Consider the following 23,382-nt stretch of genomic DNA (forward strand, 5'->3'; position numbering starts at 1 on the left):
GACAGTAGTGAGCGGGGATTTAGACATCGAGTGGAGGTTTCCCCAATCTCAGCTCAACGGAAAGAGCCATTGATGCAGTTTTGACTAATTCCTTGTCGGTTTGGGCGTGTTCCTTGAGAGGCATCGGGGAACGTTGTTCATGCCAGCAGGGGGTTGGCCTGAACTAGTCAATCCTTCTAGTCTCCTGGCGGTCTGATGCAACCGAAAAAAGATGGCGGAACTGAGCCGGTACTGGACGGTTCCTGTTTCCGGGTCCTGGCCTACGAACTCGACGACGAAGCCATCGCCCTCCGGTTCATCGCCGAATTCCGGAACCTGCTCCCGTTCCGAACAAACAGGATCCAATGCGCCGTGGGCAATCAGGACCTGAGCGCAGCCCTGGACGCCGTACTGAGCCTGGCAACTTCAGCGTCCATGGTGGGAGGACTTCAGGTCGCACAACAATGCCGCTCGATCGGCCAGGCTGTGAAGAAGTCCGATTTCGCGACCGCCCAGCAGGCAAGCCTGACACTCGAAGGACAAACACAGGTACTAGCCAACGAGCTCACTGCGATGCTGGATCGCTTTTCGGCAGGGTCATGAGCTGGCTGCGCATATGGCGCGGTGGGTATTTGCCTTGAATGGGTGTGTGCCGTGGTCAATAAATGAGTACGCATTACTCGTGCCCCGGAATGGTTCATTCGAGTTCATTGGGGGTCAGGGCCGGCGGCAATCAAGCCTTCTGAGACCGAGGTTTGCCCCCCAGTCGCCGCCGACCCGGGGCCCGGAGGTGCGACCAGGGCCCACGCCCTGGCCAGCGCCCAAGGAACTGAAACCATTTCCTCCTGGCCATGGCGCGAGTGAACGAAAGGACACCATTATTGGGGCCATGATTGGTTCATGGCATGCCACTGTCATCGACTGCGCGGATCCGGATCCGCTGGCTACGTTCTATCAGCAATTACTGGGCATGATCCGCGTTCAGGATGATGATGGCTTTATCACGATCGGTGACGCTGAGGATCGGCCTGCGCTGGCATTCCAACAGGTGGAGGACTACCGTCCGCCACAGTGGCCGGGACAGGAGGTTCCACAGCAGGCGCACCTCGATGTGCGCGTGAAGGACCTCGACGAGGCAGAGCGGCAGGTTCTTGACATTGGAGCCACTTCACTCGATCGGGGCACCGACACGTTCCGCGTGTATTTGGACCCGGCAGGGCATCCATTCTGTCTCGTGCAGTGGTAACAGGAAGATGCGGGGAGTCCACCTGGGGTGTGCCAGATCCAAGGAAGTGGGACGGAGGGGAGTGCAGCGTTTAGGGCACCTTCACCGGGCATTTTTGCGGGCGGGTCATATGGGAATCAGGGAAAAGCGGGATGTCGGGCCTTTGAGAAAGCATGCCAGGTTTTCTTGTGGTGTCCGTTGGAGGACCCGCTTACGGGCATGGATCGGATAAGCGCTGAAGCGGAGACATATGCTGCAACTATGAGCGAAGTCATTCGAGTACGACGACACGTCGACCTCACTGAAATGGAAATTGATGGCCTCCAGAGCCTTTTCGATGGCGAGTACCTGAAAGAATTTGGCCCGTGGAACCCCGATGCGCCCTACGGCTATTCGCCTGCAGACACTCATGTCCTGGCGTTCCGCGGACAAGCGGTGGCTGCTCATGTCGGCTTTCAACGTCGCCGGATCGCAGTGGGCACAGATGATGTCATGGTGGCCGGCACGGGAGGTGTCTTAGTCGACGAACGCTCACGCGGTACGGGTCTCGGCCGGCGAGTAATGCGACACGCTCAAAAGGTAATGCGTGAAATCCCCGAGATCGACTTTGGCTTTCTCGGATGTCGAAGGGAAGTCGTGCCGTTTTATGAGTCAGCGGGGTGGGTTCAGGTCTATGCCACGGAACGGTGTTTGTCTCGTATGGACCAGAAAACCGTCCTCGTATCTCAGGGTGGGCCAAACCTCATCTGCTCCGCCAAACGCGATGCGAGCGAGTGGCCAGAAGGTGACATAGATCTTCGGGGAACGCCCTGGTGACGCATCTGTCCCAGTGGAGGATCCGCTTACGGGCGCACCTAGCGAGACGCCGTACTGGGGCCTCGAAGAATCCGGCCGGAGGTACGGGGCCCACGCCCCGGTAGTGTTGCTTGCAACAGTCTATGGAAGGGGCAACTGCTCTCGTGGATGATCCCTCGTTCGTTGACCATGTCGCCGGCCAGCTCGCCGCCCTTCCCGGAGTGCTTGCGGTTTCGCTGGGAGGGTCTCGAGCATCCGGCACGCATGGGCCAACCAGTGACTGGGACTTCGCCCTGTACTACAGGGATCGTTTCGATCCCGCAGACCTGCGGGCCCTCGGTTGGGAAGGAATGGTCTCAGAGGTAGGTGGCTGGGGTGGCGGCGTCTTCAACGGCGGAGCCTGGCTTGAGATCGAGGGCCGTCGGGTCGATGTCCATTACCGAGACCTGCATGTTGTCGAACATGAGCTGGCCGAGGCTCACCAGGGCCGCTTCCACATCGAGCCCCTCATGTTCCACCTAGCTGGTATCCCCAGCTATCTGGTCGTCGCCGAACTCGCGATGAATCGAGTCCTACGGGGAGATCTGCCCCGTCAGGCATACCCACAGCGACTCCGCGACGCTGCCCCGCCTGAATGGCTCGGGCGGGCCGACCAAACGTTGCATTACGCGCGCGCTGCCTACGTCGACGCCGGAAAGCTGACGGAATTGGCTGGAGCCCTTGCCACCTCCGCCATGATGTCCGCCCACGCGGTACTGGCTGCTCGTGGCGAGTGGGTTACGAACGAGAAGAGGCTTCTAGAACGTGCCGGGTTGCGTGACGTAGACGAGCTCATCCAGGGCCTCCGCGCCGATCCGTCCGTTCTTGAAGATGCGATCGAACAGGCCAGCCGCAGCTTTCACCGGGCCCTGGGCGCCGCTACCGGCTGATGTCCGCAAGGTGGCTCGAGAAGGCTCCTCCTGCGCCCCACCCGAACGCCTATCGGACATGGCAAGCGGCATGGAGCGCTGACATCCACAGCGTGGCGAGATGCCTCTGGACTGTCCGTTCAAGGTTCGGCTTACGGGCACCAAGGCGACATTTAGCGCCGCAAAATGCCGCCATCTATCGCTGCGATTCACAAAAAATCGACACGCGGATGGTAGCTATTCAAAACGGTCGCTACTGGCCGACTGACCGGCATCACCGTAGCAAGGGCTGCTGAATGGCACGCGGCGACATCAGCAAGCCAGGCACACAATCTTCCGGAGCCGCCTCGGCTTTAAAGGAAAACCGCTTCAGCTAACCTTTGATGAAATTGCAACCGACTGCCATTCGCGGCTGACAGCGCTACTTTTTGCGGAACACGTATTTCTCGTCAGTGTCAAAATCATGGACGATTACTAACCGCCGGGAGTCACCGCTGCCTCGTGCAAAAAGGTCCGTTCCACGACGGTTCGGGAAACCGCAGATCCTGACGTTGAGATATGAACAACAGGCTCATTCACGCCGGACTGCCTCTCCAGGATTTCCCATGTTCCGCGTTCCGACGTCAGAGTGCTCGGACCAGCAGGGGTGATGACGTCTCCGGGGACCTGGTCGAGTTGAAACATGGCATCGTCCTTGAACTCGATCTTTCCGTGCAGTGCTTCCCTAGCGTAAGTGCTTTCCGTCGGGACGTATTCCCACGTTCCGACGATCTCTTCCTGCGTGGGTACCGGCGCCGGCTCGCAAGAAACAATCGTCAGGCAAAGTAGCGCAGCGAAAATGACGACATATCGCGGGAATGGGACGGTTCTGCATCTGATCAGAGGGGGTTGGCCTCGCGGATCCCGCTGCCGGAGATTAGTCCGACCAGTAGAACAGCGGCTACGGGTCCAGACCAGACGTCTCTGACGTCTGGTCTTTGTCCGCGTTTCCCCAATGTCCATATCCGGAGTCTAAAGCGTCCTTGTCCCCACCTCTTTACGGCCGGCTCGGTTTCCTCGAGAGCTATTCGTTAGAAAAGCTACTCCGCAAACTACCGATAGACCATGTGGTCCGGCTGGCTTCAGTCTGGGGAGGGGGCCGACAATAAGTAGTCTCCACCGATCGTGCTTACAGAACTCCATCCAAGACGGTAGCTAGGGCTTTGTGTCGGGCCCCGCCGGGCCGTGGGTGAGCCGGAATGGGCTGGCTCCTTCTCCAGATGGTGTGATTTCGAAGACCGGTAGAGTCTGTCCGTCGCAAACTGCTTGTACCCCGGTTCGGTTTCCCGTGATCTGCGGAAGAGTCCAGGGGTCGAAGGCGTAAATCATCCCCCATTCGTTGAGCACGACGGCGCGGTCGGCGTACGAGGCTCCGTCGATCCTGAATTCCCCGTTTGGATCCTGGGGGAGAGAACGTGTTGCTGCGGTATAGCCGGCGGGCCAGCGCAGAATGACTTTTTCTGCGCTGGTCTGGAACGTAAAGCATGCCTCGGAGGCCGTGATGTGTCCGTGGATAGTTCCTTCCTGCATGACGTCATTGCCCGCTGGGACAGGCGGTGCGGCCGGATAGATTGACAGGGGCACGTCCCCGGTCGGCATAACCGAAATCCGGGAACGAAGATCCGCGCCGATGTCCAGGGGCTTCTGCATCAGGGGATCGCCCGCCGTGGCGGTTCGGAGGTTGAGGATCTGCACCAGGGCGTTCTGTTCGCTCATGAGCCGTCCGAAAGTGTCCGGGCCCTTCTTGATGAACGCAAGATATGTCAGTGGGGCGACGGTGTTGGTGTTTTTCCACTGACCGGCGTCCGGCATGGCTGAAACGTCCAGGGTGCTTCTGCCGGTGGTGCGAGTCCCTTTGAGTACTTGAAGCACATTCACCGGTTCCACGCCGAGTCCAGGCGGACCGTATGCAGTGCCTCCTGCTTGACCGAGCTGGGACTGGAAGGTTTTGTCTTGCTGCTGCCATACGGCAGTGTTTGGCAGGGCCTGGAGGACCAGGACCTCGTCGGCGGCGATAAACAGGTCCTCGAGTGGTCCTGACGGCGGAGGCTGCACCGCAGTGACTTCGACAGTCGGAGCTGCCGTCATATTGACCGGTTTCGATGCCAGATTCGAAGCGACGAGTACGGAGGCCGCGACGGCGGCCACCGCAATCCCCGCAGCGGCGAAACGCCCCCAACGACGTTTGGCTGGTGTGCGGTGGAAGTCGTGGACGGATCCACCGACGGCTATGTGGGTCACATCGGAATTCATGAACGAAAGAGACCGTTCCCGGCTGCGGTCCAGTTCCTCGTCGGTGATCATTCGAGCAGGATCGGCGGCTGAAAGCAGCTCGGCGGGGGATTGGTCCTGGCTCATTCTGTTGCTCCTTCTGACACTGTCTGCTCCTGGAGTATTCGGCTTAGTTCCTTGCGCGCCCGATGCAGCCTCATTCGCACGGCGGCCGCTGATGTGTTGAGGAGAGTGGAGACTTCGACGGCGTTGAGTCCGTCCCAATACGTAAGCAGCAGCACCTCCCGCTCCTGCGGACCCAATTGGTCGATGCCGTCCCGAACCGCCGACCCCTCTGCGGGTGTTCCGGGGATGCGCTCCAAGCGCAAAGCACCGATGAGCCCGGCGGAGCGGGATAAGGACCTGTCATGGTTTCGGAGCACGTTCTTGGCCACACCGAAAATGACGATCACCGAGAGGTCAGCGCCGTGTCCGGACTTCTCCCAGACAATCCTGAAAACCTCCGCGCACAGATCCTCCGCGGTAGCGGGGCAGGCCGTCCTGCGTCGAAAATAGCGGTAGATACGGTCGTGGGACGCCGCGTGGGCGGCCAGGAACCGTTTTTCCCTTTCCAGATCCACCCGTTCCCCCATAGTTTGCAAGCTCATGCCCTGTTAATGTCCGGCAGCCAACAAACTGTAACGAGAATCTTGAAAAACTTTGTCCAAGATGGTGGATTCGGAGCGAGAGCGCGGCTGGTACGTCTTGGGCTCCTTTACCCTCATGGAATTAAGTCCGGCGATAAGGATCAGATCCGCGCTGCGACGCAGCTTCCGCCTTCCGTCCTCAGGTTCCGACTGCCGTAGCTTTGACTCTCAGTGCTGGGCAGGGCGAAAACCATATTGGCGGCTCGGGAACCATTTCGGGCGCAGCGGACACTACAAGGCATGAGGCTAATGGCGGAGAACGACGAAGACCTGTGGCGTAAGTGCATTGCAGGAGATGCTGATGCCTTCGGGGTCCTGTTCGACAGGCACGCCGATGCGGTCTTCCGGTACTGCCTGTCCCGGTGCGGTATCTGGCACGACGCGGAGGAACTCGTCTCGATCACCTTTTTGGAGGCGTGGAGGCAACGGAACAGGCTCAGACCGGAGAGGGACACTTTGCTGCCGTGGCTGCTTGGCGTGGCAACGAACGCGAACCGCAACCGCGCCAGGGGATCCAGGCGGCATGCTGATTTCCTTGCTAGGTTGCCGCATTCGGATCCCCGGCACGGCCAACCCGAAGCAGACCACGCGGAAGTGGTCGCCGGGAGGCTCGACGCGGAACGTGCCGTCCGTGAGCTGCTCGATACGACCGCAGGGCTGAACGACGGGGAACGGGACGTCGTGATCCTGTGCCTGATGAACGGTGTCGGGCAGGAAGAGGCTGCTAATACCCTCGGCGTCCGGATCGGGACTGTGAAATCGAGACTGCATCGTGCACGAGCCAAGTTGGCCGTTATGAACCGGGACCTGGAGCCCACTGAACAACTCGACCCGACGATCGTTGAAGCGAGGCTGTCATGAATCTGTCTGAAGTGACCTATCCGAAAGACAAGAAGAACCGTGTCCGGAACCTCCTGGTCCAAGAAGCCCGGCGCACTCCAAAGCTCATCCCGCGATGGCGCAAACCCGCAATGCTGACCTTCGCCGGGCTGGCACTCGCCGGGACCACGGCCGCCGGGGTCTACGTTGCCCTGGCTCCGGTCGAGGACAAACGGGACATCCGCTGCTACTACCGCGCCGATCTCACCAGCAGACCTCCTGTTGAAAGCGTGCCTGGGGAGACCAAGCCCCCTTACATCACCACCGGGATCTTCATCACCGGATTCGACAGCAAGAACAACCCAAACCCCGACGATAAGAACGCCGGAATGAAACAGGTCGCTGATCCCATAAACCAGTGCAGCCGCGTGTGGGACATGGGGAATATGCACCAGACTGGCGTCAACGACGACCTCATCCCCAAGGGCTTCGTGTCCCCGACTCCAGGTGCTATGCCCAACGTAGAGGGAGCTAAAGACCAGAACGGCAAGCCCCTCTACCCGGATCCCACACTTAAGTCATTCGGAAACTACATTCCGTTCCTGACCGCATGCGTCGTGGACAACACCGTCTCTGTCATCCCCGGCCCGGCCGAGGTCTGCGCCCAACTCGGAATCCCCACATTGGAAAAATAGGCTTTAGGGCGGGGCCCTGCTCCGCCCCCGGCGAGTGAGCTATTCGTTGAAAAGCTACTCGGCAAGTTACCGGTACTCTCTTCGAATCGCGTGGTGTCCATTGTGGGGAGGGGTAAGACAGGAACGGGTTGCAGGCCCAATGTGGAGAGGGTGGTTTGCTCATCTGCCCTCCACAGCGGCCGCTGACTTTATTGAGCGGTTCCCGGCTGACCTTCCCCATGCCACTCCCGCGAACGTTCCCGCGAGGAAGCCGCCGAACCAGGCGTATCCGGCTGTACCCAATGCGAGCCACACCGAGATGAACAACACGAGCACGACAGATCCTATCCACCGCCTAGGCACACCAAAACGCACCAACCCGGCTCCTGCGAGCAACCCTGCCATCAGGACTGCAACCTCCAGCAGCACCTGCTCCGTTGGCACAAACACCATTACCGCAAGTGTGGTCAGCAATACGATCCCGCTGAAGATCAGCGCGCCCTTCCGCGGACGCCGACGTCTGTTTCCCACAACTACCAACATTCCTAACTCTGCTCGTCACCATCCAAGGCTTTGAAAAGAAGCTTCCGGCGAATCCGACGGCGACACCCTCGGATCATGCCCCAGAGTCCCACAGTATTCCTCTGGTTTTAGTTGAAGGTGCCATTCAGGGTCTGGTATCCGTTGCTCTCCTTTAGATGGTGCTCAGTGCGGAGCTTTGGGCCTTGTAACGCTGGATGTGAATCAACACCCCGAGTTCATGCTCCAGACCACCGCTGGTTGTTTTGTACCGGGTCAGTCGTGCCTGGTCACCCGTCCCGATTTCGAACCCGCGGCCGCGGCGTGCTCTTCCTGCAGGCCAGGGCCAAGGCTCCGGGCCACGGCCAGATCGTGCCTTCCCGTCCGGAGCGGGGCCCCGGACTGCTCTGCGATCCTTGCGGGACCCCTGATGTTGGGCAAAAAACTACTCCCCGCCCGTCAGACTGTTTTCAGTCCAACGTACGGGGAGCGGTTCAAGGCTTCCTGGCGCTTGCCAGCCTCGCAGGCGGCGAGGTTGTCAGCGCAACCAGCGCAATGACGGGTTTTTGATAAGGGCAGACCACTGTTGGCCCAGGCCCCAGGTGTCCCCTGCGCGTGCTGCCGCCAGGGCGATGATCACCGTGGCGTACACAACGTGTTCGTCAATGACGGGATTGTTCTGCAGGGGCAGGGATGACAGCCACATCAGGCCAAGAAGAAGGGTTCCGCCGGCAGCCGCGGTGCGGAGTGCTATTCCCAGAACCAGTGCGGTTCCCGCGCCCAGGAGTCCGAGCATAAAGAGCCAATCCACGATGGGTGCGCCGGCCAAAGCCTGGAACATTCCGGAGAACGAACCCTTTACGCTGCCCAGGTAGCCCGCAGTGGGGGAGCCGCCGGCAATCCACGCTTTAGCGGGCGAAGTGGCAAAGCCGAGTCCGAAAGTCTTGTCCAGGAATGCCCAAAGAAAAACGCTGCCAAGCACGATCCTGACGACGGCGAGGGGGCGGGCAGCTGCAGGTGGGAGGGCTGTGCCGCCGGCTGCTGGTTCCTGGGCGGCTGGGGTTGGGGTTGGGGTTGGGGTTGGGGCCGACGTGCGTTGCTCTTCGGCTTCAATGTCTTGTCCGGTCTGCATTGGTTCTCCTTTTATCGAACGATCTGAGTATCGCTGAACACCGAATGCCCTTCCTGCTGATGGCCAGGAACTGCAGTACCCGCGCCTGAAGGGCGCCGGGTTCTGATGCTGGGAAATAAACCAACACAAATGGCGGTCGGTACCGCCACAATATATACGACGTCAGACCTGCTTGAGCGCCTGCTCCAGGTCGCCGATGAGGTCATCCACGTCCTCCAGGCCCACGGAGAGCCGCACCACGCCGTCAGTGAGCCCGATGGCTGCCCGGCCTTCCGGGCCCATCGCCCGGTGGGTGGTGGTGGCCGGGTGGGTGATGAGGGACTTGGAATCGCCAAGGTTGTTGGAGATGTCGATGATTCCCAGGGCGTCAAGGAGGGCAAACGCGGCGTCCTTGGCGGTGCGCCCCGCCGAGGGGTTCAGCTCCAGGGTCAGCACCGTTCCTCCGGCCTTCATTTGCTTGGCTGCGAGTTCGTATTGCGGGTGCGACTTCAGCAGCGGGTACTTGACCCAGCTGACGCCCGGCTGCTGCTCAAGCCATTCGGCGAGGCGAAGCGCCGAAGCAGAGGAATGGTTGACGCGCAACGACATGGTTTCCAGGCCCTTGGTCAGCACCCAGGCATTGAAGGAGGACAGCGAAGGGCCGGTGTGCCGCATGAGCTGCTTCACGGGGCCGTCGATGAATTCCTTGGTCCCCATGATGGCGCCGCCCAACACCCTGCCCTGGCCGTCAATGTGCTTGGTGCCGGAGTAAACAATGACGTCGGCGCCGAGATCTCCACAACGCTGCAGCAGGGGGGTGGCAAAAACGTTGTCGACGACGACGGTTGCGCCGGCGGCGTGCGCCAGGTCGCTGACCGCCGCGATGTCCACGATTTCCTGCATGGGATTGGATGGTGATTCGAAGAAGACAGCGGTGGTGGGAACTGACAATGCCTCGCGCCACTGGTCCAAGTCCGGGCCGTCGATGAAGACGGTCTCCACGCCCCAGCGTGGCAGGATCTCGTTGAGGATCACAAAGCAGGAACCGAACAGCGAGCGGGCCGCGACCACCCTGTCACCGGCAGCCAGCAGTGCACCGAGGGCTGTGAAGACAGCGGACATACCGGACGCCGTCGCAAAGCAGGCTTCGGTGCCTTCCAAAAGCCGCAGGCGTTCCTGAAAGGTTGCCACGGACGGGTTGCCGTAGCGGGAGTAGACGAAGCGTTCGTCCTCCCCTGTGAAGGCGCGCTCGGCTGCGGCCGCGGATTCGTAAACAAAGCCGGAGTTCAGGAAAACCGGCTCAGCTGTCTCCTGGAAGTTGGTACGGTCGAGCCCGCCGCGAACAGCCTGGGTGTCAGGGCTCCAGCCGGCGGCGTCAGGGTTGAAGGTCACTTAGTTCTTTCCAAGGTTGGTGGGAAGGCCGCGGTTCTTCCAGCCGTTGACGGTGCGCTCGCCGTAGCGGTCGGGCTCGCCTTCAAACCCCTCCAGGACGTTGTACGAGGTGTAGCCGGCTTGGGTTGCGGCGATGGCTGCTGAGATGGAGCGTTGGCCCGACCGACAGAGGAAAATGAGCTCGACGTCGGAGTCCTCGGGCGCCTGCTGCTTGAGCTGGTCGATAAACTCGGTGTTCCTTACTCCGCCAGGGAACGACCAGGAAATGAACAGCGGATCGTTCTCCGTCGCCTTGGTTTCCGGGATACCGATGTGGGCCCATTCGCCCTCAGTCCGGACGTCCACCAGGATGGCGCCGGCTTCGAGTTTGGCCCAGGCATCCGTGGGAGTCAGATCTCCTGCGTAGCTCATGCGTGCCCCTCAAATGCACCTTCGGCGTCGTCAGCGGTTTCATCGGTTTCAAGCCGGTCAACAGCGGTGGCAACTGCGGCGTCGGCGCTGGCGATGGCCGTGGGGAGCACAAGGGCCTGCGCCACGATCACGTTGATGCCGTTGTAGGTGGCAGCCGGGCTTCCGTGCAGCACATAGCCTTCGGCCAACGCAGTGGAGATTCGCTCGCAGAAGCTCCGGTCATCCGGGCCGGTAATCAGGCGGTAGGCCAGTTTTTCTTCCGAAGCGGCCGCTTCGGCGCTGGGGGCCGGAATGGTTTGGGCAGGTGCGTCAGACACGAGGGTCTCCTTCTCTCACGCTTGCAGCTCGATGTGGTCGAATGCCGAGTATTCACCTGAGGCACCCCGCCGCGAAAGGAGGGTTGCCGACCGGTAAGTCAGGGCTTGGCACCGGTTCTCATTACTCCTCAAAAAAGTAACACTTACGACGGCGGCCTGCACCGCCGTCGTCGTCATGTTCCGTAACGGGTGGTCATGTCCACCGTTGCCATTCCGGTCCGCAAGAATTTTCCGCCTGGACGCAAGGGTTGCCCGGGGGCGGACGCAAAGAGTTGATAAGCATACTTGCCATAATGATAGTAAGCATGCTTATGGTAGAGCGTTGGACGTTTTTGCTGAGGAATGCCCTGAAGATGACGTCCAGGGCGCTGGAAGCAATGATCGCAACCAGGAGGAGAGCTGGACGGATGATTCGGAATCAGGACGCCAACACCTGGAGCACGCATCAGCTGCTGTCCATGGCTGCACGGCTCGTTGAACGGCGGCAGGACCGGGCCCTGGCAGCGTTAGGTCTCACTCATGCTGCAGTCATAGCCCTCCAGTGCCTCGATGGTGGTCCCCTGAATCAGGAACGGCTGGCAGCCCAAATAAAAGTCCAGAGCCAAAGCCTGGGCAAAGTGCTGGCGCGCCTTGAAGCCAGCGGCCTGGTGACGCGCTCCCGCAGCCCGGTGGACCGGCGCAGCATAGACGTGGCCATCACGGAAGCCGGGCGGAGGGCGCTGGAAGCCGCACGGCAGGCCGAACGGGATGCCCTGCCCCCAGGCATTTCCCGCCGCCGGTCGCTGCACGATGAGCTTGCCCGGGTAATCGATTTTTTTCCGGACCGGCCGGGTCCGATTCCGGAGATACGGACCGGACCGCAGGCCCTGGTCGAAGTGCGTCCCGAATCCCTTCCCGAGGCCCAGCAAGAGCAGGTTTCCGAGGAGTCCACGGAGCAGGATGAGCCCCCACGAGACCCGGTCTGACATCACCTCAAGACGCTCAAGTGGGCTTTGAAGCCTATTCAGTACCCGCGAAGAGTTCGCTGAGTTCTGCCGTCAGCTGCTTCCGAAGCGCCGGGGTCCCGATTTCCTTCCCGTCAATGTGGTTGACCGGTGCAAGGAGCCGGATGCTGGAAATGAGCCAGACGGCGTCGGCATCCAGCAGGTCCTGCGGTTCCAGCGGGCCGTAGCCCAGCTCCCAGCCAGCTGCCTTGGCAGCAGTGAAAAGAGCACCTTGGGAAGTGCCCGGCAGGATCCCGCTATCCAGTTGGGGAGTGATAAGCCGCTTGGCCGTACGACTGACGCCGCCCTCGTCGACCGTTTGAACATGGGCAAGCAGGACCGTTGAGGTGGGGCCCTCCAGGACCCGGCCGTCCGCGGACGTAAAAATCACGTCGTCAGCGCCCTGCTTATGGGCATACCTCAGGGCAGCCATGTTGACCGCATAGGACAGCGTCTTGGCTCCCAGGAGCAGCCACGGGGCGCGCTCGCCAGCCTCGCTGTCATAGCCGCGATCCAGCAGGATGACGTCAACGCCTGTTTCACGCTGACGCCGGCCGGTGGGAGGCACCGGTGAAGCCTGCACCCAGCAGGTGGGACCGGAGGAGCCTTCGACGCCGCGGGTGACCAGGAGCTTCAGCACCGCTTCGTCTTCCGCCGGGTCCGCAGCAGGATGCGTCGTGCGGTACTCCGCCAACGCAGTGCTGATGGCCAGCCGCCATGCCTCTTGAGCGGGGATGTGAAGGTCCAGGAGCCGGGCGGAACCATCGAGCCGGTCCAGGTGAGCCTGCAGCTTCCGCGGATGTCCGGCTACGGCAAGGAGGGATTCGAAGACGCCATCGCCGCGGGTGGCTCCCTGATCCGTGGCCATCAGTTGAGGCTGTGAGGCGTCGGCAATCCGGCCGCTGGGAAACTCGGGATCAAGGAACACCAGCACCGTGGCGGGAGCAGCAGAAGTCATGCCTCCAGCTTAGTGCGGGCTGCCGCGGGATAGGCTGGGCATTGCCCGCTCCGGAACAGGTCCGGCGGGCTGTGAACTATGGGGGTTCATTTTGCTCTGGCCGTTTCCGTTGGCTGGCACGTTGCCACCGTGGCTCATCTTGTTCCTGAGCCTGCTTGACCTGGTGATCCGCGTCCTGGCCGTTGGAATCATTCCCGGGAACCGCCGTCCCACCACGGCCATGGCATGGCTGCTGGGAATCTTCTTTGTGCCTGTGCTGGGCCTGGTGCTCTTCCTGCTGTTCGGCAACTTCAGGCTTTCCCGCCGGCGCAGGGCACAGCAGGAAGCCGTGAACAAGCGGATCCAGGCCGGCACCTCGCAACTGGCCACCCTCGCCAGCAGATACTCCGGCCCGGAGTGGGTGGGTTCCGCCGCCGAGCTCAACCGGAAACTTGGCTCGCTTCCCATGGTAGATGGCAACAGCGTGGAGTTGCTGCCCGGGTACCCGGACTCGATCAAGGCAATGACTGCAGCGGTGCGCAAGGCCAGGGTCTTCGTCAACGCCGAGTTCTACATCATGAGCACAGATCACATCACCGAAGATCTCTTCGAGGCCCTGGTGGAGGCAGCCGAGCGGGGTGTTGAGGTTCGCGTACTGTTCGACCACCTCGGCACGTTGCGTATAAAGGGCTACAGGAAGCTCATCAGAAGGCTCAACAACAGCAAGATCCAGTGGCGCCCCATGCTGCCGCTGCGCCCCGTCCATGGACAGTGGCGCCGGCCGGATCTTCGCAACCACCGCAAGATCATGGTGATCGACGGCGAAGTGGCTTTCACGGGTTCACAGAATCTGATCGAGCCTTCGTACAACAACCCCCGCCACCGAAAGGTCGGCCGCGAATGGGTAGAGCTGATGACGTGCCTGCGGGGACCGATTGTGACCACCTTGAACATGGTGTTCGCCACTGACTGGCTGAGTGAAACCGACGATTCCCTGGAGGACCAGCTGGAGTACCCGCCGGAACTCTCGCCCGGCACCGTGACGGCTCAGGTGGTGCCCAGCGGCCCGGGATTCAGCACCGAAAACAACCTCCGGCTGTTCAATACCCTCATCTATTCCGCCCAGCACCGCATCTCCATCTGCAGCCCGTATTTCGTCCCGGACGACTCCCTGCTCTACGCGGTAACCACAGCAGCGCAGCGGGGGGTAGCCGTCGAACTCTTCGTCTCGGAAAAAGGCGACCAGCTCCTGGTGCACCACGCCCAAAGGTCCTACTACCAGGCGCTGCTGGAAGCCGGCGTGCGCATTTACCTCTACAAAGCGCCGTTTGTGCTTCACGCCAAGCACTTCACCATCGACGACGAAGTGGCCGTCCTCGGTTCCAGCAACATGGACATGCGGTCATTTTCGCTGAACCTCGAGGTGTCCGTGATGCTGCTGGGGAAGGACATCGTCACCCGGATGAGGGACGTGGAGGACACCTACCGGGACATCTCGCATGAACTCCTCCTCGACGACTGGATGCAGCGGCCCATGCTGGTCAAGTACGTGGACAACGTGGCCAGGCTGACCGCCACCCTTCAGTAGCCGCAAAACCGGCCCTGGCCCACATGACCGGCCTTGCCCGGGGCCGTTCGAGCGGGTTTCGGACGGTCGTGGTGCGGCAGCGCTCGCCGGCAGGGCTAGTCGGGGAAGGCGGCGCCGAGCGCGGACAGCACGCCGAAGGCCTTGGTGCGGATCTCCTCGTACTCCTCCTGCGGCGAGGAATCGGCCGTGATGGCACCGCCGACGCCGAGGCTCAGTTCGCTGCTGCCGTCGTCCCCGGCAACAATCACCAGAGTCCGGATAGCGACGGCGAGATCCGTGGCGCCATTGAGTGAAAAGTAGCCGATGGCGCCCGAGTACACGCCGCGGGGCGCCACTTCCAGCCGGTCCAGGATGGCCATGGTGCTGATTTTCGGGGCACCCGTCATGGAGCCGGCCGGGAAGCACGCTGCAACAGCCTCGGCCCGCGAGGCCCCCGGCAGAAGTTGTGCATCGATGGTGCTCACCAGCTGGTGGACCGTGGCGTAGCTTTCCACCACGCACAAACGGCTCACGGTCACGGTGCCAGGCTCGGCAAAATGGCTGAGGTCGTTCCGCAACAGGTCCACAATCATGATGTTCTCGGCGCGGTCCTTTGGCGAGGATTCCAGGTCAGCCCGAAGGGCAGCGTCCTGCCCGGCATCCGCTGAGCGTCCCCTTGTGCCCTTGATGGGTTCGGCCCGCATGCTTCCTGCCGAAGTGATCTTGAGGAAACGCTCGGGGGAGGTGCTGGCCACGGCGAGGCTGCCGAAGCGCAGGAAGCTCCCAAAAGGGGCAGGATTTTTGCGCCGGAGCTGAACATAGCTCCGCCAGGGATCCACTGCCTCCCCTTTTGCGTGGAGCGCTGTGGTCAGGCAGATTTCGTAGGAGTTGCCTTCGGCAATCTCGTGCTGGGCCACGCCTATCTTGTGTTTGTAGCCCAGCTCAGTGTCCCGGGCTGTGAATTCCAAGGCACCTGAACCTGCTACTTGGAAAGGTTCGACGGCGTTGCCGCCCGTGCCGGTCCCGTCACCTGCGGAGTCCGTGGCGGGGCCGGAGGCAGCCCCCACGGCTTGGGCGGCGGTGGACAGCCACTCTGCGGCGTCAGGCGCTTCAAGGGCGAACAGCCAGACGGAACCGTCCCGATGGTCCAGGACCACAGCACGTCCGGCGAAGATCAGGGCGGAATCCGGGGCGGGGGATGCGACGTCGTTTCCGCCGGTCTCGCGCTTTAGCTCGTAGCCCAAATAACCCAGCCACCCGAGGGTGAATTCGCCACCGTAGCCCTCCGTGGAGGGGTCCATGCTGCTTCCCCAGGCCGCGTCCAGCCAGCGGAAGAAGGGGCCTTCGATCCTCACGGTGGCGCAGCCTGTGCGCACGGTGGTGATCCCGTTGTGGTGCGTGGCCAACCGGCCATGGCTTCCGCCGTCGTCGGCCAGAACACTGAACCGCCTCCGCTCCGCCGCAGGGGAGACCCCAGAGGCGTCGGCAGAAGAACCGGCATCCCGGGCGAGGTCCGGGCCGTCCGAAGAATCCAACCACACGGCATTGGCTGAGGCTCCGTACAGAGTTTCGTAAAGGGCAGCGGCGTCGGGCTCTGCCGCAATCCGTTCGGCCCGAAGCTTCAGGCCGCGGCGGGCTGAGAGCTCGGGCGCCATGACGCTGGAGCACGACGGCAGGTATTGAAGGGCATGCAGGACGTCCCCGGGAGCGTTGCCGTCTGCCCGGTTGGCTACCCGCACGTCAATGTTTTCCAACACGGCATCTGCGGCCAGCCACTCGACTTCCTGGGCGGCCCAGAGGTCCCAGTACGGCTCATAAGTGCTTCCGTCGCGGGACAGGGCGCGTGCCCGGCGTTCGTCGTCGGGGGCTTCCGCCCAGACCACAGCGTCTATCAGGGGCCGGGCGGCGTCCGAAGCCGCTCCCACACCTTCAACAATCACAATTTCAGCGGGAAGCGTGACCCTGGCCTCGCCGTCGTAATGCTTCTCCCAGTCCCACGTAACCCATTCGGCGGCCTGGCCCCTCCGCAAGGGAGCGAGCACGGTGGTGACGTAGCGTTCGACGCCGGCCGCGAGCCCGTTCCAGCCCGGATAGATGTCCTCAAGGTGGAAAAGGGAGACCTTGTGGTGGGCGCGCAGACGCGCCGCCAGCTCGATAGCGATGGTTGTTTTGCCTGCTCCGGACCGCCCGTCGATGGCGATGATCACAGGTGCTGGGCTCATGGAATAGAGCGTACCTGTTGCTCCGGAGGGTCCTGGTACTTCTGCTGCTGGAGCTGGGCCCTGGCATGCTCAACAATTCCGGGAACGGCGGCCTGGATGAGCCGCCAGGTTTCTTCGAAGTCGGACTGCCCTCCGTACCAGGGGTCGTCGATGCCGCGGTCAAGGTTGTCGCCGTCGGCTACCACCGGATCGAAGGAGCGCAGCATCCGGATGCGGGCGCGGGATTCCTCGTCTGGCGCCTCTGCCAGGAGCCAGCCGTAGTGGTCGACGTCCAAGGCCAGAATCAGGTGGCGCTCAGCGAACCATTCCTGTTGCCATTTCCTTGCGCGATGCCCGCTGGAGTCGATTGACCGGGCCGCAAGAATCCGGGCAGCTCGGGGATCAACGGGCCGGCCTGCTTCATAGGCCGTGGTGCCGGCGGAATCCACCACAACCACGTCGCTGAGACCGGCCGCCGCGAAGGCGTCTGCGAGCATACGTTCAGCCATGGGGGAGCGGCAGATGTTGCCGGTGCAGACCGCAATGATCCGGTACGGGTTGGGCGACGGGGACATGCGCTAAGCATGGTCTGGGGATGCCGCTTCGTCAACGGCAACGGCGCGTCTTGAATAGCCTGGATCCAGGCCAGGTCATGGCATGATGAATGCGGTTCAATCTTGGGGGATATGTTGCATAAGGACCGCCGGTGATCGGCAATCCAGGGCGCCGTGCGCTACTTTTGTCCGCGGCGGCCGCGTTGCTGGTCTCCGGCTGCAGGCCAGGCGCGGATCCGGGCCCCTTGCCATCCGGAGGACAGACCGCGGCCCTGCCCACCCCTGAGGCGCCAACCAGTGCTCCCGCTCCTGCCGCTTCCGCCACAGTGAAGACTCCAGTGACTCCACAACTAACCCCACAGGTCACCCCTCCAGTGACTCCGGCGCCGGCGGTAACAACACTCTCGCATGAGCAGATCTCGGCCAGATTCTCAGGTCACGTCCCGTCCTATTGGGGCCTGGAGGCACCTAAGGTCCTGCGGGTACTGACAAAGCCTGCGGCAGGAATCGCGTTGACCCTGGACTTTTGTGGTGGTCCTCGCGGAAACGGTGTGGACCACGCTGCCTTGGACATGTTGCAGCGGCTGCAGGTCCCCGCGACGCTGTTCATGAATGCGCGGTGGATCCAGGCCAACCGTTCCCTTGCAGGGGACCTGGCCGCGGTACCGTTCTTTGAATTGGCCAACCATGGCAGCCAGCACTTACCGCTGAGTGTGGCGGGGCACTCCGCCTATGGGATTCCCGGAACGCAAAGTAGCCGGCAGGTCTATGACGAGGTCATGACCAACGACAAGCTCTTGGCAGAGATTACCGGTAAACGCCCGCGTTTCTTCCGCCCCGGGACCGCTTTCCTGGACGAGGTTGCGGCGGAAATTTGCCATGCACTGGGCACCATCCCTACCGGATTCAGCATCAACGCCGACGGCGGGGCGACGTACCCCAAGGAACTGGTTGCGGAGGTAACAGCCAAGGCCAGCCCGGGCGACATCATCATCTCCCATGGAAATCAGCCCGGATCCGGAACCGCCGCCGGGCTGGCGATGGCAATCCCGGTGCTATTGGATCGGGCCTGCGCCTTCACCACTTTGAGCGCAGGCGTGCCTTCCCCGTAACCAACCTTTTGGTCCTTTCCTTTAGCTGGAAGGAGAGGGCTGGGCTGACTCGGTATGGAGTGAGAAATCTTCAAACGGGAGCGTTGTGAGGAACTCTTCAGCGGGAAAGGCGGAAGCCGGGGAGACGACGCCGGACGCTGCTTCGCCGGCAAGGATCCTTGCTGCTGCCTCCACCACGATTGGTGCCGAGCTGGCATAAATATCCTGGCCATGGACACGGGCTGTGCGGCGGAAGCCGTCGCGCATCGCAACCGCTTCCATAACAAAGCGCTGGGCGGACCGTCCGGCGGAATCTGCGGCGGCCGGTGGAGGCGTATGAGGGTCCCGCAGCTCGGCGAGTGCGCTCAGGTTCAGGTAACTGCTGATGCGTGTTGCGGGCAGGTGCCGGGAAATGCAGATGGTCTCCGCCAGGCCGAGTTCGCCCAGCTCGCAGGTGCCGAACGGGGCGGGGAAGGTCCAGCTTAGCGGTGGGCCTTCCTTCGAATGGGCGGAGGCAAGCGGGACAAGGCTGCCCCCTGCCACCTTGAACCTCGGTCCGGTGTTGCGTGCCCCTGTGCGACGCGTCCCTGATGTGGGATGCCAGTGATCAAGGGCGGTGAACAGTAAGATCTCCTCAAGGCCGTCCATCTGAGCCCAATCACCGGCAGCCGCAGTGGCCAGCAGATCGCCGAGAGCACCGAAAAAGCCAGCGGCCGGCATGACCGTACTGGCTACCGGGACACCATTGAATTCCCTGGCGAAGTCCAGAACAGGTTGCTGCTCGGCACTCAGGTCCAGATAATGAACGCCCGCCTGCACGGCGGCGGACGCCAAGGGGACGGCAGTATCCGCGAAGGGACCGGCGCAATTGATGACCAGGTCCACTCCTGCTAACAAGTCCGGTGCCTCCGTCACCCCGGCAGCCCTGTTGCTGAGATCGGGATAATCTCCGCACAGCGACTGGAGCCGCTCCGGGCTTCGGCCGCCCAACACTGGCCGGGAACCTCTGCGGACGAGTTCATCGATGACAAATCGGGCTGTATGGCCATAGGCGCCGTACACCAGTACGGACGCGGACTCCGGAAAGATGCTCATACGGCATTCTGCATGACGGAATCAGGAACATCCAGAACCGCTGCCCCTGCGCGTGGCATGCCCTAATCGTTGACTTTTTCAACAATCTATATTTTCATGGATATAGCAAGCATCCCGTGCCGGCTGGCCGGGTGCACACGTCCGCGGCATCACAATGCCAGCAGCAAAGGAGCAGCCATGAGCCTGTCAGGCAAAGTAGCAATCGTCACCGGGGGCGCCAGGGGCCTGGGGCTCGCCTATGCGAGGGAGCTTGCACGGCAGGGCGCCGCCGTCGTGGTCAACGATGTTGACGCCGCCGCAGCGGAAGAGGCTGTGGCATTGATCCAGTCCGACGGCGGCAGGGCAGTAACGGCAGTTGCTCCGGTAGGCAGCACAGAAGCCGCAAAACTGCTCGTAAATACCGCAGTTACCGAATTCGGACGCCTGGACATCCTGGTGACCAACGCTGGCATCCTGCGGGACAAGAGCCTGTTGAAGATGACCGACGAGGATTTTGACCTGGTGATCAACGTCCACCTGCGCGGAACCTTTACCTGTGCCCGCGAAGCGTTCGGCTACTTCAAGGAAAACGGGGTGGCCGGCCGCATCATCACCATCGGCTCGCCCACCGGCCAGCGCGGAAACTTCGGGCAGACCAACTACGCCGCAGCCAAAGCCGGAATCGTTGGGATGGTCCGCACCTGGGCCCTTGAAATGAAGAAGGCAGGGGTCACCGTCAACACCGTGGTTCCCGTGGCCGCCACCGCCATGACCAAGACCATTCCGTACTTCCAGAAGGCTGTCGAGGCAGATGAACGCGGCGAAGCGATGCCGGACTTCTTCCGGCAGGAACTGGGTTTTGGAACGGCCGGCGACGTCTCCGGACTGATTGCCTTCCTCGCCTCGGACGCGGCTTCCGGCATCACCGGCCAGGTGATCGGCGCGGGCGGGGACCGCCTCCAGCTGTGGACCCACCCGGAGGCAGCCATCACCCACTATTCTGACGGTGGCTGGAGCTACCAGGAACTCGTGGAAAACTTCACCCCGCTGTTCGGAGGCAAGCTGCAGAGTGTGGGCGAGGAATTTCTCCCGCTGCCGGAGGAGCTTCAGCCGGCACAGGACCCCGTACCGGCACAGGCGCGCTGACATGTCGGCACACTCCACAGTGCAGCGCTACGAGCTGGGCATTGATGCCTCGAAGCTCGCTGCAATCGACATGCACGTACACCTCGAGGTGGATGGGCACGGGCACGGTTCCCTCCCGGAAGCGCTGACTGAGGCATCAGCAAAATACTTCAAAGCCGAGGACCGGACGCCTTCGATAGACCGGATTGCTGAGCTGTACCGCGAGCTGAACATGGCCGCCGTCGTGTTCACCGTGGACGCCCGCACGCAGCTGAAGCATGAGCCCAACAGCATTCCGGAACTCATCGCCGGTGCCGCCCGGAACAATGACGTCCTCATTCCCTTTGGCAGCGTGGACCCGCGCACCGGCACGGATGCTATCCAGGGCGCCAAACACCAGGCGGTGGATCTGGGTGCCCGCGGCTTCAAGTTCCACCCCAGCCTGCAGGGCTTCGATCCCTCGAATGAACAGTTTTATCCGCTGTGGGAGACGCTGCAGGAACTGGGGCTGCCGGCAATTTTCCATACAGGGCAGAACGGCATGGGTGCCGGACTCCCTGGCGGTTACGGCATCAAACTGGCCTACTCCAACCCGCTTCTGCTCGACGCTGTCGCGGCTGACTTCCCCGGGCTGCAGATCATCATGGCCCACCCGTCGGTGCCGTGGCAGGATGAGGCCAACTCGATCGCCACGCACAAGGCCAACGTGTTCATTGACCTTTCCGGCTGGTCACCGAAGTATTTTCCGGAATCCCTGGTGAAGGCAGCAAACTCGATGCTGCAGGACAAGGTGCTGTTCGGCACGGACTTCCCGCTCATCACCCCGCAGAAGTGGCTTGGCGCCTTCGCTGACCTTCCACTCAAGGACGAGGTCCGGCCGAAGATTCTCAAGGAGAACGCCGTCCGGCTACTGCGGCTGGGCGCCTAACGTGACCGCGACTGAGATGACACCCGCTGAAATGACGGTGATGGCTGATCCGGTACAGGAACGGCTGTACGGGGTATGCGACTATTACGACGCCGAGTCTCTCCTCACTGACGCAGAGCGCCGGGTACTCGGCAGGCTTCGGTCCTTCCTCGATGAAACGGCAAGCCCGCTGCTCGCCGACTATTGGGAGCGGGGCGAGTTCCCCGAGGAACTGGTCCAGCCCCTCGTCGGCCTGGACCTCATGGAGCCCGCCGAACTTACAGCTGATGGGCCCGCGCGGGGAATCTACCACGGCTTCCGGATCTTCGAGCTTGCCCGGACCGACGCCTCGCTGGCTACCTTCTACACCGCTCAGGCCGGGTTGTTCCGCACCGCCCTCGGGGTGGGCGCCTCAGCCGCGCAACGGGCCGAGTGGATGCCACGGGTCATTGATTTCACGCTCAAGGGTGCCTTCTCGCTCACTGAACCAGGTTCCGGCTCCGACATTGCCGGCGGACTGTCGACGACGGCACGGCGTGAACCGGATGCCCGCGGAGAAAGTTGGGTTCTGCAGGGCGCCAAGCGCTGGATCGGCGGCGCGGCTACCGCCGACGTTCTGGCGGTGTTCGCTCGCGACGTGGCCGACGGCCAGGTGAAGGCTTTCCTCGTGGACCGGGATGCCGCCGGAGTGACGCTTGAGAAGATCAACGGCAAGACGTCATTGCGGATGATGCAGAACGCCCACATCACCTTGGAGGGCGTGCGGGTTGCGGAGTCCAGGCGTCTTCAGAATGTGAATTCCTTCCGCGATGTCGCCGCCATGCTCCGGGCTATGCGCTCGGATGTCGCGTGGATCGCCACCGGAATCCAGGCCGGAGCGTTTGAAGCCGCGCTCCGTTACGTCAAGGAGCGCGAGCAGTTCGGCCGGCCGCTGGGATCCTTCCAACTGGTCCAGGAAAAGCTGGCACGCATGCTGGGGAACCTCACTTCCTCCCTCTCGCTCGTGGTCCGGTTAACGGGGCAACAGGCCAACGGGATCTACCGCGACCAGGATTCCGCCCTGGCCAAGATGCAGACAAGTTTGCTGATGCGTCAGACCGTGGCATTGGCCCGTGAAGTTGTGGGCGGAAACGGCATCACGCTCGAATCCGGCGTCGCCCGGTTCCATGCCGATGCCGAGGCGGTCTACTCCTATGAGGGAACCCACGAAATAAACGCGCTCATCGTCGGGCGCGCCCTCACTGACGAAAGTGCCTTCACCCGCTGACCCTGCTCATCCAGGTCGCGCGCAAAACCCCAAACTTCCATACCGCCGTCGTACTTACCCACTAAAAACCCGCTACTTCTGGAGGCAACAATGCCCAATCTCGTCGTCGACTTCGACAAACTGCTCACCCTCGCCGGCACCGATCTCGGGGTCACCGAATACCGGGAAATCACCCAGGAACAGATCAACAGGTTTGCGGACGCCACGGGTGACGACCAGTGGATCCATGTGGACCCGGAACGGGCCAAGGACGGCCCATTTGGTGCGCCGATCGCCCACGGCTTCCTCACGCTCTCGCTCATCATCCCGTTCTGGGGCGAACTCTTCGACGTCGAAGGCGTAGCCACGAAAGTGAACTACGGGCTGGACAAGGTCCGCTTCACTTCACCTGTGAAGGTGGGCTCACGCATCCGGATGCAGGCCACCATTGCCGAAGTCACCGAAGTGAAGGGCGGCGCCCAGATCAAAGTGGCTAACACCATCCAGATTGAAGGCCAGGAGCGCCCCGCTGTGGTGGCAGAGTTCCTGGCCCGCTTCTACAAGTAGAGACTGCCCGGGGAACCGCAGCA

General features: G+C 62.1%; 25 protein-coding genes and 1 riboswitch. Of the genes, 13 read left to right on the forward strand and 12 right to left on the reverse strand.

Annotation, left to right across the window (positions count from 1 at the left end):
• Positions 1-195: 195 nt before the first annotated feature.
• The 4 genes from M1E02_RS01640 to M1E02_RS01655 all read left to right on the forward strand — a co-directional run bounded on the left by M1E02_RS01640 (position 196) and on the right by M1E02_RS01655 (position 2,928).
• Positions 196-582, forward strand: a complete 387-nt coding sequence (locus tag M1E02_RS01640) for a hypothetical protein (protein WP_479376430.1) — start codon at positions 196-198, stop codon at positions 580-582.
• Positions 583-868: 286 nt separating this feature from the next.
• Positions 869-1,225: a VOC family protein gene (locus M1E02_RS01645; RefSeq protein ID WP_479376431.1), complete on the forward strand. Its 357-nt coding sequence runs from the start codon at positions 869-871 to the stop codon at positions 1,223-1,225.
• 240 nt (positions 1,226-1,465) lie between these two features.
• Entirely contained in the window at positions 1,466-2,020 is a 555-nt protein-coding gene (locus M1E02_RS01650; protein WP_479376432.1) for a GNAT family N-acetyltransferase, read from the forward strand.
• Positions 2,021-2,163: 143 nt separating this feature from the next.
• The gene (locus M1E02_RS01655) at positions 2,164-2,928 is read left to right on the forward strand and encodes a nucleotidyltransferase domain-containing protein (protein ID WP_479376433.1); all 765 of its coding nucleotides are present in this window, start codon (positions 2,164-2,166) and stop codon (positions 2,926-2,928) included.
• Positions 2,929-3,381: 453 nt separating this feature from the next.
• Here the strand turns inward: M1E02_RS01655 and M1E02_RS01660 are convergent, their stop codons facing one another.
• The 3 genes from M1E02_RS01660 to M1E02_RS01670 all read right to left on the reverse strand — a co-directional run bounded on the left by M1E02_RS01660 (position 3,382) and on the right by M1E02_RS01670 (position 5,825).
• Positions 3,382-3,591: a hypothetical protein gene (locus M1E02_RS01660; RefSeq protein ID WP_479376434.1), complete on the reverse strand. Its 210-nt coding sequence runs from the start codon at positions 3,589-3,591 to the stop codon at positions 3,382-3,384.
• Between the two features lie 510 nt (positions 3,592-4,101).
• Entirely contained in the window at positions 4,102-5,304 is a 1,203-nt protein-coding gene (locus M1E02_RS01665) for a hypothetical protein (RefSeq protein WP_479376435.1), read from the reverse strand.
• Complete coding sequence (locus M1E02_RS01670) at positions 5,301-5,825, reverse strand: RNA polymerase sigma factor (protein WP_479376436.1); 525 nt, start codon at positions 5,823-5,825, stop codon at positions 5,301-5,303. Before M1E02_RS01670 ends, M1E02_RS01665 begins: the two co-directional genes overlap by 4 nt.
• A gap of 288 nt (positions 5,826-6,113) precedes the next feature.
• Between M1E02_RS01670 and M1E02_RS01675 the strand changes: the two genes are divergently transcribed.
• Together M1E02_RS01675 and M1E02_RS01680 are read left to right on the forward strand one after the other, a co-directional pair.
• Complete coding sequence (locus M1E02_RS01675; protein ID WP_479376437.1) at positions 6,114-6,725, forward strand: RNA polymerase sigma factor; 612 nt, start codon at positions 6,114-6,116, stop codon at positions 6,723-6,725.
• A complete protein-coding gene (locus tag M1E02_RS01680) occupies positions 6,722-7,378 on the forward strand; it encodes a hypothetical protein (protein ID WP_479376438.1) in 657 nt (218 codons plus the stop codon). Before M1E02_RS01675 ends, M1E02_RS01680 begins: the two co-directional genes overlap by 4 nt.
• 159 nt (positions 7,379-7,537) lie before the next feature.
• On the opposite strand, the gene M1E02_RS01685 is transcribed toward M1E02_RS01680, so the two are convergent.
• The 5 genes from M1E02_RS01685 to M1E02_RS01705 form a co-directional block, all read right to left on the reverse strand.
• On the reverse strand, positions 7,538-7,888 hold the full coding sequence (locus M1E02_RS01685) for a hypothetical protein (protein ID WP_479376439.1): 351 nt from the start codon (positions 7,886-7,888) through the stop codon (positions 7,538-7,540).
• 526 nt (positions 7,889-8,414) lie between these two features.
• Positions 8,415-9,008 carry a hypothetical protein gene (locus M1E02_RS01690; protein ID WP_479376440.1) on the reverse strand — a complete coding sequence of 198 codons (594 nt, stop codon included), beginning with the start codon at positions 9,006-9,008 and terminating at the stop codon, positions 8,415-8,417.
• A gap of 162 nt (positions 9,009-9,170) precedes the next feature.
• Positions 9,171-10,379, reverse strand: a complete 1,209-nt coding sequence (locus M1E02_RS01695) for an O-succinylhomoserine sulfhydrylase (RefSeq protein WP_479376441.1) — start codon at positions 10,377-10,379, stop codon at positions 9,171-9,173.
• A complete protein-coding gene (locus M1E02_RS01700; protein WP_479376442.1) occupies positions 10,380-10,790 on the reverse strand; it encodes a rhodanese-like domain-containing protein in 411 nt (136 codons plus the stop codon). It abuts the gene before it with no gap.
• On the reverse strand, positions 10,787-11,107 hold the full coding sequence (locus M1E02_RS01705; protein WP_479376443.1) for a DUF1737 domain-containing protein: 321 nt from the start codon (positions 11,105-11,107) through the stop codon (positions 10,787-10,789). Before M1E02_RS01705 ends, M1E02_RS01700 begins: the two co-directional genes overlap by 4 nt.
• A 12-nt stretch (positions 11,108-11,119) precedes the next feature.
• Positions 11,120-11,233: riboswitch (SAM riboswitch) on the reverse strand.
• Between the two features lie 281 nt (positions 11,234-11,514).
• On the opposite strand from M1E02_RS01705, the gene M1E02_RS01710 reads away from it, so the two are divergent.
• Positions 11,515-12,072 carry a MarR family winged helix-turn-helix transcriptional regulator gene (locus M1E02_RS01710; RefSeq protein ID WP_479376444.1) on the forward strand — a complete coding sequence of 186 codons (558 nt, stop codon included), beginning with the start codon at positions 11,515-11,517 and terminating at the stop codon, positions 12,070-12,072.
• 34 nt (positions 12,073-12,106) lie between these two features.
• On the opposite strand, the gene M1E02_RS01715 is transcribed toward M1E02_RS01710, so the two are convergent.
• Positions 12,107-13,048 (reverse strand): aminodeoxychorismate lyase, encoded by a 942-nt coding sequence (locus M1E02_RS01715; protein ID WP_479376445.1) that lies wholly within the window; start codon positions 13,046-13,048, stop codon positions 12,107-12,109.
• 91 nt (positions 13,049-13,139) lie between these two features.
• Here M1E02_RS01715 and cls point away from each other — a divergent pair, with 91 nt between their 5' ends.
• Entirely contained in the window at positions 13,140-14,615 is a 1,476-nt protein-coding gene (cls, locus tag M1E02_RS01720) for a cardiolipin synthase (RefSeq protein WP_479376446.1), read from the forward strand.
• Positions 14,616-14,710: 95 nt separating this feature from the next.
• On the opposite strand, the gene M1E02_RS01725 is transcribed toward cls, so the two are convergent.
• Positions 14,711-16,816 (reverse strand): chorismate-binding protein, encoded by a 2,106-nt coding sequence (locus M1E02_RS01725; RefSeq protein WP_479376447.1) that lies wholly within the window; start codon positions 16,814-16,816, stop codon positions 14,711-14,713.
• Positions 16,813-17,370, reverse strand: a complete 558-nt coding sequence (locus M1E02_RS01730; protein WP_479376448.1) for a low molecular weight protein-tyrosine-phosphatase — start codon at positions 17,368-17,370, stop codon at positions 16,813-16,815. The genes M1E02_RS01725 and M1E02_RS01730 overlap by 4 nt, the downstream gene beginning before the upstream one ends.
• Before the next feature lie 131 nt (positions 17,371-17,501).
• Between M1E02_RS01730 and M1E02_RS01735 the strand changes: the two genes are divergently transcribed.
• Positions 17,502-18,461 carry a polysaccharide deacetylase family protein gene (locus tag M1E02_RS01735; RefSeq protein ID WP_479376449.1) on the forward strand — a complete coding sequence of 320 codons (960 nt, stop codon included), beginning with the start codon at positions 17,502-17,504 and terminating at the stop codon, positions 18,459-18,461.
• Between the two features lie 21 nt (positions 18,462-18,482).
• On the opposite strand, the gene M1E02_RS01740 is transcribed toward M1E02_RS01735, so the two are convergent.
• Entirely contained in the window at positions 18,483-19,535 is a 1,053-nt protein-coding gene (locus M1E02_RS01740) for a saccharopine dehydrogenase NADP-binding domain-containing protein (protein WP_479376450.1), read from the reverse strand.
• Between the two features lie 177 nt (positions 19,536-19,712).
• Here M1E02_RS01740 and M1E02_RS01745 point away from each other — a divergent pair, with 177 nt between their 5' ends.
• The 4 genes from M1E02_RS01745 (at position 19,713) to M1E02_RS01760 (ending at position 23,359) form a co-directional block, all read left to right on the forward strand.
• A complete protein-coding gene (locus tag M1E02_RS01745) occupies positions 19,713-20,660 on the forward strand; it encodes an SDR family NAD(P)-dependent oxidoreductase (protein WP_479376451.1) in 948 nt (315 codons plus the stop codon).
• Position 20,661: 1 nt separating this feature from the next.
• Positions 20,662-21,567, forward strand: coding sequence for an amidohydrolase family protein (locus M1E02_RS01750; protein WP_479376452.1), 906 nt, complete (start codon positions 20,662-20,664; stop codon positions 21,565-21,567).
• Between the two features lie 31 nt (positions 21,568-21,598).
• Positions 21,599-22,813, forward strand: coding sequence for an acyl-CoA dehydrogenase family protein (locus M1E02_RS01755; RefSeq protein ID WP_479378033.1), 1,215 nt, complete (start codon positions 21,599-21,601; stop codon positions 22,811-22,813).
• 90 nt (positions 22,814-22,903) lie between these two features.
• The gene (locus M1E02_RS01760) at positions 22,904-23,359 is read left to right on the forward strand and encodes a MaoC family dehydratase (protein WP_247046632.1); all 456 of its coding nucleotides are present in this window, start codon (positions 22,904-22,906) and stop codon (positions 23,357-23,359) included.
• The last annotated feature ends 23 nt before the right edge of the window (positions 23,360-23,382 follow it).

The sequence above is a fragment of the Arthrobacter sp. Z5-13 genome (assembly GCF_056499105.1).